We start from the raw sequence: 16203 nt of genomic DNA on the forward strand, positions 1-16203 counted from the left end.
CAATGGCAGATCAAATTTTAACAGATGCTAAATCAAAAATGAAAAAAGCGGAAGAAAGCCTACAACGTGAATTAGGCCAAATCCGTGCTGGACGTGCAAATGCTAGTTTATTAGACCGCGTATCTGTAGTCTATTATGGCGCACCAACTCCAGTGAACCAATTGGCTTCAATTACCATTCCTGAAGCACGTATTTTAATGATTACACCATTTGATAAATCTTCAATCAAAGAAATCGAAAAAGCAATCATGGCTTCTGACATTGGGATCACACCAACTAGTGATGGAAATGTGATTCGTTTAGTGATTCCACAATTAACAGAAGAGCGTCGTAAAGAACTAGCAAAAGACGTGAAAAAAGCAGCAGAATCGGCAAAAGTTGCGGTACGTAATGCACGTCGTGATGCACTAGACGCCTATAAGAAACAAGAAAAAGCCAGTGACATCACAGAAGATGATTTACGTGATGCAGAAAAAGCAGTTCAAACTGCAACTGACGATAGTATCAAAGCTGTTGATAAAATCGCTGCAGATAAAGAACAAGAATTACTTGAAGTGTAAGAAAAAAGGTGATCGTGTTCGGTCACCTTTTTTTTATTGAAAAATCAGGATAAATCGTCTCAAGCAAACAAGCAATTAAATTTCTCTGAATTATTATGGGTTTTCATGGGCAATTTAATGGTTTATTGCTATAATAAATAGACTAGTTATCTGATGGGAGCGACAAATATGTTACGATTTTTTCCACAAAAAAAGAACTATTTAGAAGAAACTCGTGATCAAACATTTGATCAAACATTGCCGATACCAGAGCATGTAGCGATCATTATGGATGGGAATGGGCGTTGGGCACAAAACCGCCGTCTTCCACGTGTGGCAGGGCATAAAGAGGGGATGGAGACCGTAAAAAAAATTACGCGTCATGCTTCACATTTGGGTGTAAAAGTGTTGACACTTTATGCGTTTTCGACTGAGAATTGGAAGCGTCCGACAAATGAAGTCGATTTTTTAATGCAATTACCAGTCGATTTTTTTGATAAGTTTGTACCCGAATTGATCAAAGAAAATGTAAAAGTACACGTGATGGGGTATCAAGAGTTTTTACCAAAACATACGTTAGAAGCCGTGGAACGTGCGATTGAACAAACGAAACACAATACAGGAATGGTCTTAAATTTCGCACTGAACTACGGAAGTCGTGCGGAGATCATTACGGCCATGCAACAAGTCTATACAGAAGTTGCTACAACGCATCAAGATGCTAGCCAAATTGATGAAGAATTATTTGAAAAGCATTTAATGACGGGATTTCTACCAAAAGAATTACGTGATCCGTCTTTATTGATTCGAACAAGTGGTGAGGAGCGAATCAGCAACTTTTTATTATGGCAAATCGCGTATTCAGAATTATTTTTTACAAAAGCCTATTGGCCAGATTTTGACGAACAATTGTTGGAAGAAGCCATTGCAGTATATCAACAACGCGATCGCAGATTTGGTGCGGTCAAGATCAAGGAGGATAAGAAATGAAGCAACGGGTCATTACCGCTGTTGTCGCGCTGATTATTTTCTTGCCCATCGTCTTTTTTAACTTTGGTGGTCAAGCAGTCAATTTATTAGCAGCCGTACTAGCAGTAGTTGGGGTGTATGAGTTATTTAGAATGAATCAATTAAATATATTAAGCTTTGAAGGCGTGCTTTCTGCACTAGGAGCCGTGATTTTGGTATTACCAAAAGATCCCTATTTTTCATTCTTAGCAGATCAAACTTCAAAATTCAGTTTATTTTATGTTATCGTCATGATTTTATTAGGGATTTCAGTGATCTCAAAAAATACATATACGATCGATGAAGCGGCATTTCCGGTACTGGTCAGTTTATATGTCGGTGTTGGATTTGAAACATTTGCTGCAGCAAGAGCAAGTAGTTTAGTCGTATTGATGTTTGGCTTGCTAATCGTTTGGGCAACAGATATTGGCGCGTATATGTTTGGAAGAAAATACGGTACAAAAAAATTATGGCCGGAAATTTCACCAAATAAAACGATTGAAGGAGCACTTGGCGGTATTGCTAGTGCAGTCATCGTAGCATTCGTTTATCTGATTTTATTTTCAGCAACACGTTATTTCGGTCATGGATTTTTTGTGATGTTACTTTTGACGATCGTTTTATCTGTGATCGGTCAGTTTGGAGATTTAGTGGAGTCGGCCTTTAAACGTCATTATGGCGTAAAAGATTCGGGTAAGATTTTACCTGGACATGGTGGGATCTTAGATCGTTTTGATAGTATGTTATTTGTCTTTCCAATGATGTATTTATTAGGCATTTTTTGATAAATCTAGTGCATGCACTAGATTTATTTTTTTACGAACGTTAAATTATTGTTACAAAATAGACAAGTCGGTAAAGAAGAAATGAACTGTGCTAAAATAAAAGAAACTCTATAAAATAGAAGAACAAAAGTGAGGATAGTGCATGAAAGCGTTATTAGTGTTTTTATTAATATTTTCTGTAGTCGTTGTCGTCCATGAATTTGGACATTTTTATTTTGCAAAACGCGCTGGGATCTTAGTCCGAGAATTTGCCATTGGAATGGGACCGAAAATCTATGCCCACCGCGGAAAAGATGGTACGCTTTATACCGTGAGGTTACTGCCTCTTGGTGGTTATGTACGAATGGCGGGTTTTGAAGAAGAAGACGAATTAAAACCCGGAATGGTCGTAGGCTTGGTGACAAATAAACAAGAAGTCGTGACCAAAATCAATACGAGTAAAAAAATCAATTTAACACAGGCGATTCCTATTGAAGTTACGCACTACGATTTAGTAGATGCATTAACGATTACGGGGTTTGTCAACGGAAACGAACAAGATGAGCGAACATTTTCCGTAGAAAAAACGGCGACCATTATCGAAGAAGATGGAACAGAATTACGCATTGCACCACGTGAGGTTCAGTTCCAGTCGGCAAAATTATGGCAACGTATGTTGACAAACTTTGCTGGTCCCATGAATAACTTTATCTTATCTTTTGTTATTTTTACAGTATTGGCTTTTGCTCAAGGTGGCGTCCAAGATTTGAATTCTACTGTAATTAGTGGCGTAGGCGAAGATACACCAGCTCAAGCTGCTGGTTTGAAAGCCGGAGATAAGATTACAAAAATCAATGAGAAATCCGTGACAAATTGGTCGGAATTGACACAAGCAGTTCAATCTGCCAAAGATCAAGATCTTACGATCGATTATCAACAAGGTGATGAGTCGAAAACAACAACGATCACACCTAAAAAAGTAGAACAAAACGGTCAAACTGCGTATCAAATCGGCGTATCTGCTCCAATCAATACTAGCTTTTCAGCCAAAGTTATTGGTGGTGTGACGATGAGTATCGACAGTTTTACGCGCATCGTGAAAGCACTAGGCTCATTGATTCAAAGCTTTAGTTTAGATAAATTGGGTGGACCAGTAGCGATTTTTGAGATCTCATCACAAGCAGCTTCACAAGGGTGGATTACAGTACTTAGTGTGATGGGAATGATCTCAATGAATCTGGGGATTTTTAATTTATTGCCGATTCCAGCATTAGATGGCGGGAAATTAGTGTTAAATATTATTGAAGGTGTTAGAGGAAAACCGTTGAGTCAAGAAAAAGAAGGGATTATCACATTAGTTGGGTTTGGTTTAATGATGGTCTTGATGGTACTTGTGACTTGGAATGACATTCAACGATTTTTCTTTTAAAAATGGGGAAATAAAGGAGTAATAATGAAGCAGTCAAAACTTTTGATTCCAACACGGCAAGTAGCTGACGAGGAAATTGATACCGTCAGTGAACGTCTCTTGAGTCAAGCGGGGTATGTGACAAAATTAGCTAGAGGGATCTATGCATATCTTCCGTTAGCGGAACGAGTGATTCAAAAAATCAGTCGAGTGATTCAATCTGAATTAAGTACACAAGATAGTATAAAAATGCGGATGCCTAATTTATTGCCACATGAGTATTCTTTAGAAGAATGTGAAACGCAAGTTGCTGAAAAGCTCTTTTCGGTGAATGATGCAGCGGGTGAAACGTATATGTTAGCACCCGCGCACGAACGTTCCTTCATGGATTTGATCATGAAGGAAGTTCGTTCGTATAAAGAACTTCCATTGTCGCTATTTCAAACCCAAATGAAATATCGTGATGAAACCCATAAACAAAGAGGATTGATCGATAGTCGGGAATTTTTGATGACAGATGTGTATTCATTTCATGCAGATCAGGAAAGTCTAGATCAATTTTATCGCCAAATGGAAGAAAGTATCGACCGCATTCTAACTACTTGTGGATTAACCTTTAAAGTAGTCAATGGGGCTAGTAAGCGTGTCGGAGCGAAAGCGATGCGAGAATTTATTGTACCTACAGCTATCGGTCAAAAAGAATTTTGCTATGCTAGTGAAGGTGAGTATGCCGCGACATTAGCTGTTGCAGTGAGCGAATCGGATACAAAAAAATCGCACGCGACATATCAACCTTTAGAAGAAATCGCAGAATTTGATATCCACACGACGCCGCTCAACCAAACGATTAAACCATTATTTTATCGTGTTAAAGAAGACTTGGTTGTCTTATTGTTACGTGCGGATCATCAAGTAAACGAAGAAAAGGTAAAACGTTTCTTTCAAGTTCCTTCGATTACTCCAGCCGATCAAGAAACGATTACGTCTTTCTTTGGCGACATACAGACCGACGATTTTTTTACCACGCTTAATCAACTGCCTATCTATGCTGACCAAGGATTATCTGAATTGGTCAATGCGCAATTTAATAGTCACATGCTTGCTCGTGCTTATCGTAATGTAAATTTCAATCGTGATCTACAGATTACTCAATTTTTAGATATTCAGTTGGTCAAAGAAGGTGATTTAGCATTAAATGGGCAAGGAACTTTGATTTTTGATCGTGGAATCTCGGTTGCTCAGATGACGAAGCTAGCTCCTGATTATGCCCGGCAAGTGGGCGCCATTTTTTTAGACGATCAAGAACAGCTTCAAACACTAAATATGGGGTATTATGGTATTGGTGTGACGCGAATATTTGCTTTGATTGTGGAACTGTACGCGATGGAAGATAAAATGTGTTGGCCACAAGCAATCGCTCCTTTTGATGTACACATCTTGCCTTTAGACATTACGGATCCTTTTCAAGTAGAACTAGCGACCCAAGTAGCACTCGAGCTCGATCAAGCAGGATATGATCTATTGATCGATGACCGAGAAACCAGTGCAGCAGATAAAGAACATGATGCAGCATTGATTGGGTGTCCGATTCAATGTACGATTGGTAAAAAAGCAGTTGAAGGAATCGTAGAACTGGAAATCAAAGCAAAACAAGCCGTCCTTGAAGTGCGAAAAGAAGAGTTATTAACGACACTTTCGATTTTATTACAATCAGAATAAGAAACTAGAAAGTGCTCGTCTCTTTCTAGTTTTTTTGTCGAAACGTGCTATACTGAAAGAACGTGGAATTTTTAAAAAAAGAATCAAGGAGGGAATTTCTTTGGCGGAAACACGAGAAAAATTTGAATTATTATTGGAGCAAATCCAACTGCCGCTTGCTGATCAGCAGCATCCCTTAATGCAACGTGCACAAATCAAAGAAGTCTACGTCCATACGCAATCTAAGCACTGGACGTTTCATTTTTTATTTAAGGATATCTTGCCAATCGAGCTATATCAACGATTTATTCAACATTTGACCTTAGCTTTTCATGAGATCGCTACGGTCAGTGCGAAAATCGAATGCGAAACACCGACTGTAACAAAAGAATTAGTTGAAGGATACTGGTCTGTTGCCTTGGCGCAAAAAAACTGTGAAACACCTTTTTTACAGCGTGTACTCCATCAACAACCCATCACATTTGAAAATAAAGAATTAACCGTCTTTGTTAGCAACGAATCTGTGATTTCGATGTTGAGTCAGCAATATTTTCCGTTGCTACAAGAAAACTATCAACAATTTGGGTTTCCACGCTTAAAATTAGTCGCAAAAGTCGATAGCAAGCAAGCGACTGAAGAATTACGTGCACATCAAGAACGTATGCAAGCCCAACAAGAAGAAGCGATGCGTCAAGCTGCTCAATCACTTGCAGCTCATGAGCAAAAGAAAAAAGAAGAACCCAAAAAAGTTCATTCTGGTCCAATCGTTCTAGGTCGCAATATTCCAAAAGACGAAGCGATCATGCCGATGGGAAATATTTTAGAAGAAGAGCGCCGAATTACGATCGAAGGGTATGTTTTTGATACCGAGGTTCGCGAACTACGCTCAAAACGCAAGATACTGATTCTTAAAATGACCGATTATACGTCATCTTTTATTGTAAAAAAATTCTCAAATAATGAGAGTGATGAGCAATTATTTGATGCAATCAAAAAAGGTAGCTGGTTACGTGTGCGTGGAAGTATCCAAGAAGATACGTTTATGCGTGATCTTGTAATGAATGCGCAAGATATTTGTGAAGTCAAACATGAAGCGCGTAAAGATTATGCACCAGAAAATGAAAAGCGTGTAGAACTACATGTCCATTCAAATATGAGTCAAATGGATGCAACCAATTCAATTAAAGATTATGTCAATCAAGCAGCAAAATGGGGACATAAAGCGATAGCGATTACGGATCATGGTGGAGCACAATCCTTTCCTGATGCCCATCATGCGGCAAAAAGTGCTGGAATCAAAATGGTGTATGGTGTCGAAGCCAATATTGTAGATGATGGTGTCCAAGTTGCGTATAATCCCAAACCGGTTGAGCTGACGAATGCGACATATATCGTATTTGACGTGGAGACTACCGGGCTTTCTGCAGTGTACAACACGATTATTGAACTTGCAGCAGTCAAGATGAATAAAGGAAATATCGAAGCCTCTTTTGATGAATTTATCGATCCAGGCCATCCATTATCTAAAACAACAGTGGATCTAACTGGAATTACCGATGAGATGGTCAGAGGATCAAAAAGTGAAGAAGAAGTCTTACGTTTATTCCGTGAATTTTCAGAAGGCGCGATTTTAGTTGCCCATAATGCCTCATTTGATATGGGATTTTTAAATACAAGTTACAAAAAATATGGGATTCCAGAAGCAGACAATCCAGTAATCGATACATTAGAATTAGCTCGTTATCTCTATCCACAATTTAAGCGTTTTGGATTAGGCGTCTTGACGAAAAAATTTGGCGTGAGTTTAGAACAACATCACCGAGCGATCTATGATGCAGAAGCGACAGCACATCTTGCGTGGATGTTTATCAAAGAAGCGATCGAAAAACATGAAATGCATGTACATGAAGAATTAAATCGACATGTCGGAGGAGAGAATAGTTATAAATTGGCTCGCCCATTCCATGCCACGATTTTGGTCGAAACGCAAGCTGGACTAAAGAATCTGTTCAAATTGATCTCAATGTCTAATATCGATTACTTCCATGATAAAGTGCCGCGTATCCCACGATCTGAATTGTCTAAATTACGTGAAGGATTATTTGTAGGTTCAGGGTGCGATAAAGGAGAAGTCTTTGTTGCGATGATGCAAAAAGGGGTCGAAGCGGCAGAAAAATTAGCTGAATTTTATGATTATATCGAAATTATGCCAAAACCGGTTTATGCGCATTTGATCGAACAAGAACTGGTTAAAAGTGAAAAAGATCTAGAAGACATTATCCAAAATTTAGTGACGATCGGTCAAAAGTTAAATAAACCGGTCATTGCGACTGGAAATGTGCATTACCTCAATGAAGAAGACGCGATCTATCGTAAAATTCTGATTAATTCAATGGGGGGAGCGAACCCATTAAATCGCCATAGTTTGCCTAAAGTCCATTTTCGTACCACGGATGAAATGCTTACCGAATTTCAATTTCTAGGAAACGAACTAGCAAAAGAAGTCGTCGTAGAGGCACCGAATGCATTAGTCGAACGTTGCGAAGATGTCGTGCCCGTAAAAAATGAACTGTATACTCCAAAAATTCCAGGTTCTGAAGAAGAGATCACGGAATTGAGTTATACAAAAGCAAAAGAATTATATGGGGATCCTTTACCTGATGTCGTGCAAAAACGATTAGAAAAAGAACTAAATTCAATTATCGGAAACGGATTTTCAGTGATTTACTTGATCTCGCAAAAACTTGTGCATAAAAGTAACGAAGATGGCTATTTGGTAGGGTCGCGGGGGTCTGTTGGGTCAAGTTTTGTTGCGACCATGACTGGGATCACCGAGGTCAATCCATTGGCTCCTCATTACTATTGTCCAGATTGTCAGTACTCTGAGTTCTATGAAGATGGTACATTTGGTTCTGGATTTGATATGCCAGAAAAAGATTGTCCAACATGTGGAAGTCATCTAAAAAAAGATGGACATGATATTCCATTTGAAACTTTCTTAGGATTTCATGGCGATAAAGTACCCGATATCGATTTGAATTTCTCAGGGGAATATCAGCCAGAAGCACATAACTATACGAAGGTATTATTTGGGGAAGAATATGTCTATCGTGCAGGAACGATTGGAACGGTCGCTGATAAAACGGCATATGGATTTGTGAAAGGTTATGAGCGTGATCATAATTTACATTATCGTGGAGCAGAGATCGATCGTCTAGCTAAAGGGGCGACGGGAGTGAAACGAACGACTGGACAGCATCCGGGAGGAATTATCGTTATTCCAGATTACATGGATGTCTATGACTTCACTCCAATTCAGTATCCAGCAGACGATGTCAATTCGGAATGGAAAACGACTCATTTTGATTTCCATTCGATCCATGATAATATTTTAAAACTCGATATTTTAGGACATGATGATCCAACCGTGATTCGAATGCTACAAGATCTATCTGGTATTGATCCTAAAACGATCCCAACAGATGATCCAGAAGTGATGCGTATTTTTGAAGGGACCGATGTGCTAGGAGTAACCTCAGAACAAATCTATTCAAAAACAGGGACATTAGGGATCCCAGAATTTGGGACTCGTTTCGTTCGAGGCATGTTAGAACAAACGCATCCTTCGACATTTGCTGAATTACTGCAAATCTCAGGGTTGTCTCATGGAACTGATGTGTGGCTTGGAAATGCTGAAGAATTGATTCGTCGCGGTGAATCGACATTAGCCAATGTAATTGGGTGTCGTGATGATATTATGGTGTATTTGATCCATGCAGGACTTGATGATGGATTAGCCTTTAAAATTATGGAAAGTGTGCGTAAAGGAAAAGGGATTCCAGATGACTGGCAAGAAGAAATGCGCAAACAAGATGTGCCAGAATGGTATATCGAATCGTGCTTAAAAATCAAATACATGTTCCCGAAAGCCCATGCGGCAGCGTATGTATTAATGGCGTTACGAGTAGCCTATTTTAAAGTCTATTTCCCAATCTTATATTATTGTGCCTATTTTTCTGTTCGTGCTGACGATTTTGATTTGGTTGCGATGAGTAAAGGGAAAGATGCTGTCAAAGAACGGATGAAAGAAATCACGGATAAAGGAATGGACGCATCGACCAAAGAAAAGAATTTACTGACCGTTCTAGAGCTATGTAATGAAATGCTCGAACGGGGATTTGAATTTGGGATGATCGATTTATATAAATCTGATGCTGAAAATTTTGTGATTGACGGCAATCGTCTATTGGCACCATTTCGAGCTGTTCCAAGTTTAGGTTTAAGTGTGGCGAAACAAATCGTAGAAGCACGAAAAGACGGCCCATTTTTATCGAAAGAAGATTTGGCCAATCGTGGGAAAGTCTCAAAAACATTGATTGAGTATATGACAGACAATGGGGTATTGAAAGATTTACCTGATGAGAATCAGTTGAGCTTGTTTGATATGTTTTAAAAAAAAGACTATGACAAATCTGTCATAGCCTTTTTTTATTTGCGTGTGAGTTTTACCACAACTTCACAACGAGCAGTTTGTGGAAACATATCAACAGATTGTAGATACTCGATTGTAAATTTTTTCGCTAAGGTTTTTAGATCACGTGCTAAAGTGGATACATTGCAAGAGACGTATACCATTTGTTCAGGTGGATAAGCTGTCAAAGTATCGAGTAACGTTTGATCCAATCCGGTACGAGGAGGATCGACAATCAAGCGATCGATTTTTATTCCCTGATTGACCCATGTCGGAATCCATTCTTCAGCTGTTCCAACTTCATAAACCGTATTTTTGGCATGCATCCGACGTGCATTTTGTTTTGCGTCGTCAATGGCTTGTGGGACAATATCCATACCTAAGACTTTTTTGACTTTAGCGGCAATATTTAACCCGATCGTACCTACGCCACAGTAAGCATCCACTACCGTATGCGTTTCATCTAAATCGAGTGCATCGATCGCTTCTTGGTATAATCGACTCGTTTGTAGTGGATTTAACTGGAAGAATGCACGTGCGGATAAATCAAACGTGACGTCATTAATGGTTTCTTCAATGGTTTCTTTTCCCCATAGATGAATGGTCTCGTCACCCATGACAATCGATGTTTTTTTATTTTGAACGTTTTGCATGATCGAGACTACCTCAGGAAAAGTATGCGTCAATTCTTCAATCATCGCTTGTTTTTTCGGTAATTTTTTTGAATTGGTGATAAAGACAAGTTGTAATTCGTCTGTTGCGACGCCGACACGAACCATTAATGTTCGAACGATCCCGCTATTTTGCTGTTCATCATAAATGGGGACTTGATATTTCGTAAGCAAGTCAACAACAAAATTGATCACCTCTTGTGTCCGTTCTTCTTGCACTAAACAATCGTCGATGGCAACGAGGTCATGACTATTGGCTTTATAAAGACCTGCTTTGACTTCATCTTGTTCTTTACGCAACTGGAATTGTGCTTTATTACGGTAATGCCAAGGATCATCCATGCCGATCGTTGGACGAAGATCGTAGTCTTTATAATGATCAGGCTTAAATTTCGTTAAGGCTTGTTTTAATAGATCACGTTTAAAGTCTAGTTGTTTTTGATACACAAGATGTTGCAATTGGCAACCGCCGCATTCATCATAAACCAAACAAGGAGGCGTGATGCGGTCTTTGCTTTTTTTGATAATCTTTTTTAAGCTAGCTTCAGCATAGCGTGGAGTGGCATTGGTGATTGTCGCGGTGATTTCTTCACCAGGCAAGGCGCGCGGTACAAAGACGATCAACTTTTTAAAATAGCCGATTCCTTCACCGTTGATCCCTAGGCGTTTGATTTTAAGCGGGATCGTTTGTCCCGTCGATACGATTAATTCAGTCATAAAAGCTCCTTTAAAAGTAAATTCGCTTCATTGTACCACAGAAAAGCCGATAGTAAAAAAAGTGTGGTACACTAGTCAAAGAATCATTCAGGAGGAAACAAAATGAAGATTGTCCAAGTAAAAAAAATGAAAAAAAATTATAAAGTGCTGTTTGATTCAGGAGACGAACTGATTGCATCAGAAGATTTTCTCATTATGGCACATTTATTTAAAGATCAAGAGTTTACCGAAGAAGAATTCCACGCTTTACAAGCCCAATCAGGCTATGACCGTGGTGTGCAACTGGCGATGAATTATATTAGCTATCAATTGCGGACAAAAAAAGAAGTCGATCAATATTTAAAAGAGCAAGAATTTTCGAGTGAGGATCGACCTAAGATTTTAACACGTTTGATTGAATTGCGTCTGATCGATGATCGATTTTATGCAGAAAGTTTTGTCCGAACGCAACTTTCCTTAGGGGATAAAGGACCAAAACAACTCAAACAAAAAATGAAACAAAAAGGTCTAGATGACGAAACGATCGAGTATGGACTTACATTTTATACGAAGGATGATGAACTAGATCTAGCGCAAGTCGTCGCACTTAAGCTCAACAAACGTATCCATCATAAGAGCTATCGTGAACGTCTGCAAAAAATTCGTATGGGATTGATGCAAAAAGGTTATGATACATCCATCATTGAGCAAGTGATGCAACAAATTTCGCTAGAATTAGATGAAGAGGAAGAAACCGTCGCGTTAGAAAAAACTGGTGAACAACTATTGCGCCGTCATGCGCGGTTACCTCTAGCGAAACGAGAACAAAAAGTAAAACAATCGCTTTATACAAAAGGATTTTCATTGGAAGCGATTCAGATATTTTTAGAAAAGGAACGAGAGAATGAAGAATGAGATCACGTGGTCACAAGAGACGATCGACCAATTTCAAATCCAATTTTTAGCTTGGTATCATCGCTATAAGCGTAATTTACCGTGGCGTGTGAATCAAGATCCTTATCGAATTTGGATCTCGGAGATCATGCTACAACAAACACGAGTCGATACGGTCATCGACTATTACTATCGATTTATGGAAAAATTCCCGACAATTGAACAATTAGCAGCTGCACCAGAAGAAGAGTTGCTTAAAATGTGGGAAGGTCTGGGCTATTATTCTCGTGCGCGAAATATTCAATCGGCAGCCAAGCAAATCATGGAACGTCACCAAGGACAGTTTCCAAATACAGTAGAAGAAATCAGTCAGTTAAAAGGGATTGGTCCTTATACCACAGGTGCGATTGCGAGTATTGCATTTGGATTACCTGAGCCTGCAATCGATGGCAATATCATGCGGGTCGTCAGTCGTTTGTTTTGTATTCCAGAAGATATTGCAAAACCGAGTAGTCGTAAAGTATTTGATCACTATACGCGCGCGATTTTATCACCAGAAGAACCAGGGGAGATGAATCAAGCGTTTATGGATCTAGGATCCGCGATTTGTACCCCGAAAAATCCAGAATGTGAAGCGTGTCCGCTGCAAGCATTTTGCCAAGCCTATCAAGAAGGCAATATGACTGATTTTCCAGTGAAAACGAAAAAGGCAAAACCAAAAGATGTCTATTATTTTGCTGCAGCAATCGAAAATGAGCAAGGAGAATTTTGGTTTGAGCAGCGTGAAGATCAAGGATTACTTGCGAAAATGTGGCATTTTCCTTTAGAAGAGGTGGATCAAGCCACTTTTGATCAAGCGTATAAACAGTTTCAAAAAGAGGAAATCGAGCAACTTTCTTTGATTGCCGAAGAAGAGGAGCAAGATCCAGTTTTATTTGATTCTTTGCCGGTCATCTGGCAAACACGCCACTTAGGTGAAGTCAAACATTTGTTTAGTCATTTGAGATGGCACGTGTTGCTTTTTTATGGACGTACACGTGAGGCACAAGCATTTGAAAATGGACAATGGATCGATAAAAAAGCTTATGAAGCCTATGCATTTCCAAAAATCCAACACAAAATGTGGGACGAAATCGCAAAAAATCAAAAACATTAGAGATTAGCGCTAGGCAAAGTTTTTGTTTATTGTTATAATATTGAGTGATATGGGTGTACACTCAAATAAAGGCGTTGATGTTTCGCTGAGGGAAGGATTGCTATGCGAGTTCCAAAAGAAGGAGAGTTTGTAACGATTCAAAGCTACAAACACGATGGCAATTTGCACCGTACGTGGCGAGATACCATGGTATTAAAAACTAGCGAATATTCAATGATTGGCGTCAATGATCACACATTGGTAACCGAATCAGACGGTAGACGTTGGGTTACCCGAGAGCCAGCAATCGTATATTTTCATAAGAAGTATTGGTTTAATATTATTGCGATGATCCGTGAAAAAGGTGTCTCTTATTATTGTAATCTTGCTTCTCCTTATCTATTAGATGAAGAAGCATTGAAGTATATTGATTACGATTTAGATATCAAGGTATTTCCTGATGGAGAAAAACGCTTATTAGACGTAGATGAATACGAGTTGCACAAGAAAATGATGCATTATCCGAAAGACATCGATTTTATTTTAAAAGAAAATGTCAAAATATTGGTCGACTGGATCAATAATGGAGAAGGTCCTTTTTCTGAAGGGTATGTAGATATTTGGTATGATCGCTACAAGCAATTGTCGCAAAAATAAAAAACACTGTCGCATGTGCGGCAGTGTTTTTTATTTAGAGCGTTTTTTCCATCGTCACATGTTCAATGCCAGCATCTAAAAAGATCTCACTGGCTACGTGATAGCCCAAGCGCTCATAAAATCCTTTGGCACTAAGTTGTGCACCTAAAGTAATAGTTGTAAATCCTTGTTGTTGTAAGCTGTTTTCGATGAACTGGATCAGTGTGGCGCCGGCTTGTTGTCCACGTGCCTGTTGTCTTACCGCCATACGTTGCAATTTAGCTTTCGTAGCACTTAAAGGTAAGATGCGTGCGGTTGCGATGGCTTCATCTTCTTTATAGCCCACAAAATGGATCGTTTTGTCTTCCAATTCGTCAATTTCCAATGTTTCTGGAACGTGTTGTTCTACGACAAAGACTGCTTGACGCAGTGCTAGTGCATCTTGGTAGATGTTGTCCTTTATATCAGTTGTGTGATAAATGTTCATAAAAAAACTCCTTTTTTATTAGAGGATCTTCAAACGTTAAAAATCGGTCTCGCCAAATATCTTCATAAAATGCAATGATTTGTAAGGCAGTGCACGTAGCTTGGTCTGTTGTGGAACTAGCATTTGGAAATGAATAAAGTGTAAAGCTCAATCCATGCGCAAATTTAATCGTACTATCCACACAATATTGTGTTTGGGCTCCCTACACTTCTAAGCAATCGATTTGTTCTTGTTTCAAGTGCTCAGCTAGATCGGTTTGGTAAAAACTATTCGCGTGTGTTTTAGCAATCCGCGTCTCTTCAAGATGAGCATCTAACTGTGGCATTAATTGCCAATCAGAATGACCGACTACCAAACTTTCATCAAAGCAAGCATTTGAATTCCTCCTTGGTTCCTTCTAGTATAGCGTATTCTAATGTAAAAAAAAGGAGATTCACATGATTTTCTATCATCTAAAAAAGTGACAAAATTGTTTGTGGTGTCTAGGACCATTCGATGGTCAAGCGATTTTGATTTCTTCATAGTAAATGTAAACAAATGAAATGGTGAAGAAAATGGAAGAAAATGAAGATAAGATTCGAATTTTATTAGTGTATGGAAAAGTATTATTAGAATGTAATTTTGACTTAGCGGAGATTCGTAGTGACATGTATCATTTAATGAATCAAATGGGGCTTCATCACTTATCGATTTTTATGACGCAAACCAGTTTGATGCTTATTGACAATACGACAGATAATGTGAAAATGATCAAAATCGATAGCTACGCCTATAATTTTGAAAAAATTAGTCATATTCATGAACTAGTCTTGCAGTTATCATTAAAAAAAATCAGTCTACAAGAATTTTATACTGCCTTAGTAGCAATAGATAAAAAAAGTTATGCCTTTTCGACGCCCACACAAGTGGTACATGCTGGAATTATTTGTGGTGCGATGTATAGTCTGATCAATGGGTGGTCCAATCTAGTATTCGTCTCTTTTATCTTAGGCAGTTTTGGTTATTTTTGTTTTTTGACTTGTCAAAAATATCTCAAAATCAAATTATTTACAATTTTTTTATATTCGATCTTCATTACGATTTGTTCGATGATTTTGTATAAAGTCCTGCACCTTCATAATGATTTTGCCTTGATTTTAAGTTGTATGATGCCTTTATTTCCTGGTGCAACCTTAGTCAATGCTATTCGTGCAGGAATCAACGGAGATTATATCGTCAGCTTATCTCAAGGTGTGGAAGCGATCAATACAGCCCTTATGCTAGGATTACCCGTAGCCTTTTTACTCACGATAGCAGTCTAAGGAGGAAATGGACATGATATTGCGTGCTTTTTTTAGTTTTTTCGTTAGTTCTTCGACTGCGGTATTAAATAGAGTGGAAAAAAAATACTATATTCTTTGTGGATGTTGTGGCATGGTCACTTCGTTTGCGTATAGTGTGGCGTCCATTTATTTTACTGCCCCAATGGCTTCTTTACTGTCGTGTGTGGCCCTGACGATCGTCAGTCAACTATTAAGTCACACCGTTGAGCGTCCGAGTTTGATCTTTACCGTTTCTGGAATTATGCCGATCGTACCTGGGAGTTTATTGTTTAAGACGTGCAATGCGTTTGCAGAAAACAATTACACACAAACTGTCAGTTACGGTGCACAAGCGATTTTAGTCGGAATCTCGATTGCGTTAGGTTTTTTCTTCAATGAAGCCTTTGCAGCAATTTTGGCTCAATTGCGTACACATAAAAAAGACTAACGATTTTGTTAGTCTTTTTTTACTTCACAAAAATAATGACAAAACTG

Annotated in this window: 14 protein-coding genes; 11 read left to right on the plus strand and 3 right to left on the minus strand. The window is 38.7% G+C overall.

The window, feature by feature from the left end:
* Positions 1 to 2 precede the first annotated feature (2 nt).
* The 6 genes from frr (at position 3) to I573_RS07055 (ending at position 9870) form a co-directional block, all read left to right on the plus strand.
* The gene (gene frr / locus I573_RS07030; protein ID WP_016185718.1) at positions 3 to 560 is read left to right on the plus strand and encodes a ribosome recycling factor; all 558 of its coding nucleotides are present in this window, start codon (positions 3 to 5) and stop codon (positions 558 to 560) included.
* Between the two features lie 168 nt (positions 561 to 728).
* A complete protein-coding gene (locus I573_RS07035) occupies positions 729 to 1529 on the plus strand; it encodes an undecaprenyl pyrophosphate synthase (RefSeq protein WP_016185717.1) in 801 nt (266 codons plus the stop codon).
* Complete coding sequence (locus I573_RS07040) at positions 1526 to 2332, plus strand: phosphatidate cytidylyltransferase (RefSeq protein ID WP_016185716.1); 807 nt, start codon at positions 1526 to 1528, stop codon at positions 2330 to 2332. The genes I573_RS07035 and I573_RS07040 overlap by 4 nt, the downstream gene beginning before the upstream one ends.
* Positions 2333 to 2474: 142 nt before the next feature.
* The gene (gene rseP, locus I573_RS07045) at positions 2475 to 3740 is read left to right on the plus strand and encodes an RIP metalloprotease RseP (protein WP_016185715.1); all 1266 of its coding nucleotides are present in this window, start codon (positions 2475 to 2477) and stop codon (positions 3738 to 3740) included.
* Between the two features lie 24 nt (positions 3741 to 3764).
* The gene (proS, locus tag I573_RS07050; protein WP_016185714.1) at positions 3765 to 5438 is read left to right on the plus strand and encodes a proline--tRNA ligase; all 1674 of its coding nucleotides are present in this window, start codon (positions 3765 to 3767) and stop codon (positions 5436 to 5438) included.
* A gap of 100 nt (positions 5439 to 5538) precedes the next feature.
* Positions 5539 to 9870, plus strand: coding sequence for a PolC-type DNA polymerase III (locus I573_RS07055; protein ID WP_016185713.1), 4332 nt, complete (start codon positions 5539 to 5541; stop codon positions 9868 to 9870).
* Between the two features lie 35 nt (positions 9871 to 9905).
* Here I573_RS07055 and rlmD read toward each other — a convergent pair whose 3' ends face one another.
* On the minus strand, positions 9906 to 11276 hold the full coding sequence (gene rlmD, locus I573_RS07060) for a 23S rRNA (uracil(1939)-C(5))-methyltransferase RlmD (RefSeq protein ID WP_016185712.1): 1371 nt from the start codon (positions 11274 to 11276) through the stop codon (positions 9906 to 9908).
* Between the two features lie 102 nt (positions 11277 to 11378).
* Here rlmD and I573_RS07065 point away from each other — a divergent pair, with 102 nt between their 5' ends.
* The 3 genes from I573_RS07065 (at position 11379) to ntdP (ending at position 13941) form a co-directional block, all read left to right on the plus strand.
* Complete coding sequence (locus I573_RS07065) at positions 11379 to 12170, plus strand: RecX family transcriptional regulator (protein ID WP_016185711.1); 792 nt, start codon at positions 11379 to 11381, stop codon at positions 12168 to 12170.
* Positions 12160 to 13305: an A/G-specific adenine glycosylase gene (mutY, locus tag I573_RS07070; protein ID WP_016185710.1), complete on the plus strand. Its 1146-nt coding sequence runs from the start codon at positions 12160 to 12162 to the stop codon at positions 13303 to 13305. The genes I573_RS07065 and mutY overlap by 11 nt, the downstream gene beginning before the upstream one ends.
* A 102-nt stretch (positions 13306 to 13407) precedes the next feature.
* Positions 13408 to 13941 (plus strand): nucleoside tri-diphosphate phosphatase, encoded by a 534-nt coding sequence (gene ntdP / locus I573_RS07075; protein ID WP_016185709.1) that lies wholly within the window; start codon positions 13408 to 13410, stop codon positions 13939 to 13941.
* Positions 13942 to 13975: 34 nt separating this feature from the next.
* On the opposite strand, the gene I573_RS07080 is transcribed toward ntdP, so the two are convergent.
* Entirely contained in the window at positions 13976 to 14407 is a 432-nt protein-coding gene (locus I573_RS07080) for a GNAT family N-acetyltransferase (protein ID WP_016185708.1), read from the minus strand.
* Between the two features lie 202 nt (positions 14408 to 14609).
* Positions 14610 to 14762, minus strand: a complete 153-nt coding sequence (locus I573_RS11400) for an isochorismatase family protein (protein ID WP_081634497.1) — start codon at positions 14760 to 14762, stop codon at positions 14610 to 14612.
* Between the two features lie 199 nt (positions 14763 to 14961).
* On the opposite strand from I573_RS11400, the gene I573_RS07090 reads away from it, so the two are divergent.
* Entirely contained in the window at positions 14962 to 15708 is a 747-nt protein-coding gene (locus I573_RS07090) for a threonine/serine exporter family protein (protein WP_016185707.1), read from the plus strand.
* 13 nt (positions 15709 to 15721) lie between these two features.
* On the plus strand, positions 15722 to 16156 hold the full coding sequence (locus I573_RS07095) for a threonine/serine exporter family protein (protein ID WP_016185706.1): 435 nt from the start codon (positions 15722 to 15724) through the stop codon (positions 16154 to 16156).
* The last annotated feature ends 47 nt before the right edge of the window (positions 16157 to 16203 follow it).

Origin of the sequence: Enterococcus sulfureus ATCC 49903 (genome assembly GCF_000407605.1) — a bacterium.
GTDB classification, from domain to species: domain Bacteria; phylum Bacillota; class Bacilli; order Lactobacillales; family Enterococcaceae; genus Enterococcus_G; species Enterococcus_G sulfureus.

Coding starts and splice junctions, on each gene's coding strand:
- I573_RS07090 (WP_016185707.1), top strand. CDS start 14,962: ATGGAAGAAAATGAAGATAAGATTCGAATTTTATTAGTGTATGGAAAA.
- I573_RS07035 (WP_016185717.1), top strand. CDS start 729: ATGTTACGATTTTTTCCACAAAAAAAGAACTATTTAGAAGAAACTCGT.
- I573_RS07065 (WP_016185711.1), top strand. CDS start 11,379: ATGAAGATTGTCCAAGTAAAAAAAATGAAAAAAAATTATAAAGTGCTG.
- I573_RS07040 (WP_016185716.1), top strand. CDS start 1,526: ATGAAGCAACGGGTCATTACCGCTGTTGTCGCGCTGATTATTTTCTTG.
- proS (WP_016185714.1), top strand. CDS start 3,765: ATGAAGCAGTCAAAACTTTTGATTCCAACACGGCAAGTAGCTGACGAG.
- frr (WP_016185718.1), top strand. CDS start 3: ATGGCAGATCAAATTTTAACAGATGCTAAATCAAAAATGAAAAAAGCG.
- rlmD (WP_016185712.1), bottom strand. CDS start 11,276: ATGACTGAATTAATCGTATCGACGGGACAAACGATCCCGCTTAAAATC.
- I573_RS07080 (WP_016185708.1), bottom strand. CDS start 14,407: ATGAACATTTATCACACAACTGATATAAAGGACAACATCTACCAAGAT.
- rseP (WP_016185715.1), top strand. CDS start 2,475: ATGAAAGCGTTATTAGTGTTTTTATTAATATTTTCTGTAGTCGTTGTC.
- mutY (WP_016185710.1), top strand. CDS start 12,160: ATGAAGAATGAGATCACGTGGTCACAAGAGACGATCGACCAATTTCAA.
- ntdP (WP_016185709.1), top strand. CDS start 13,408: ATGCGAGTTCCAAAAGAAGGAGAGTTTGTAACGATTCAAAGCTACAAA.
- I573_RS07095 (WP_016185706.1), top strand. CDS start 15,722: ATGATATTGCGTGCTTTTTTTAGTTTTTTCGTTAGTTCTTCGACTGCG.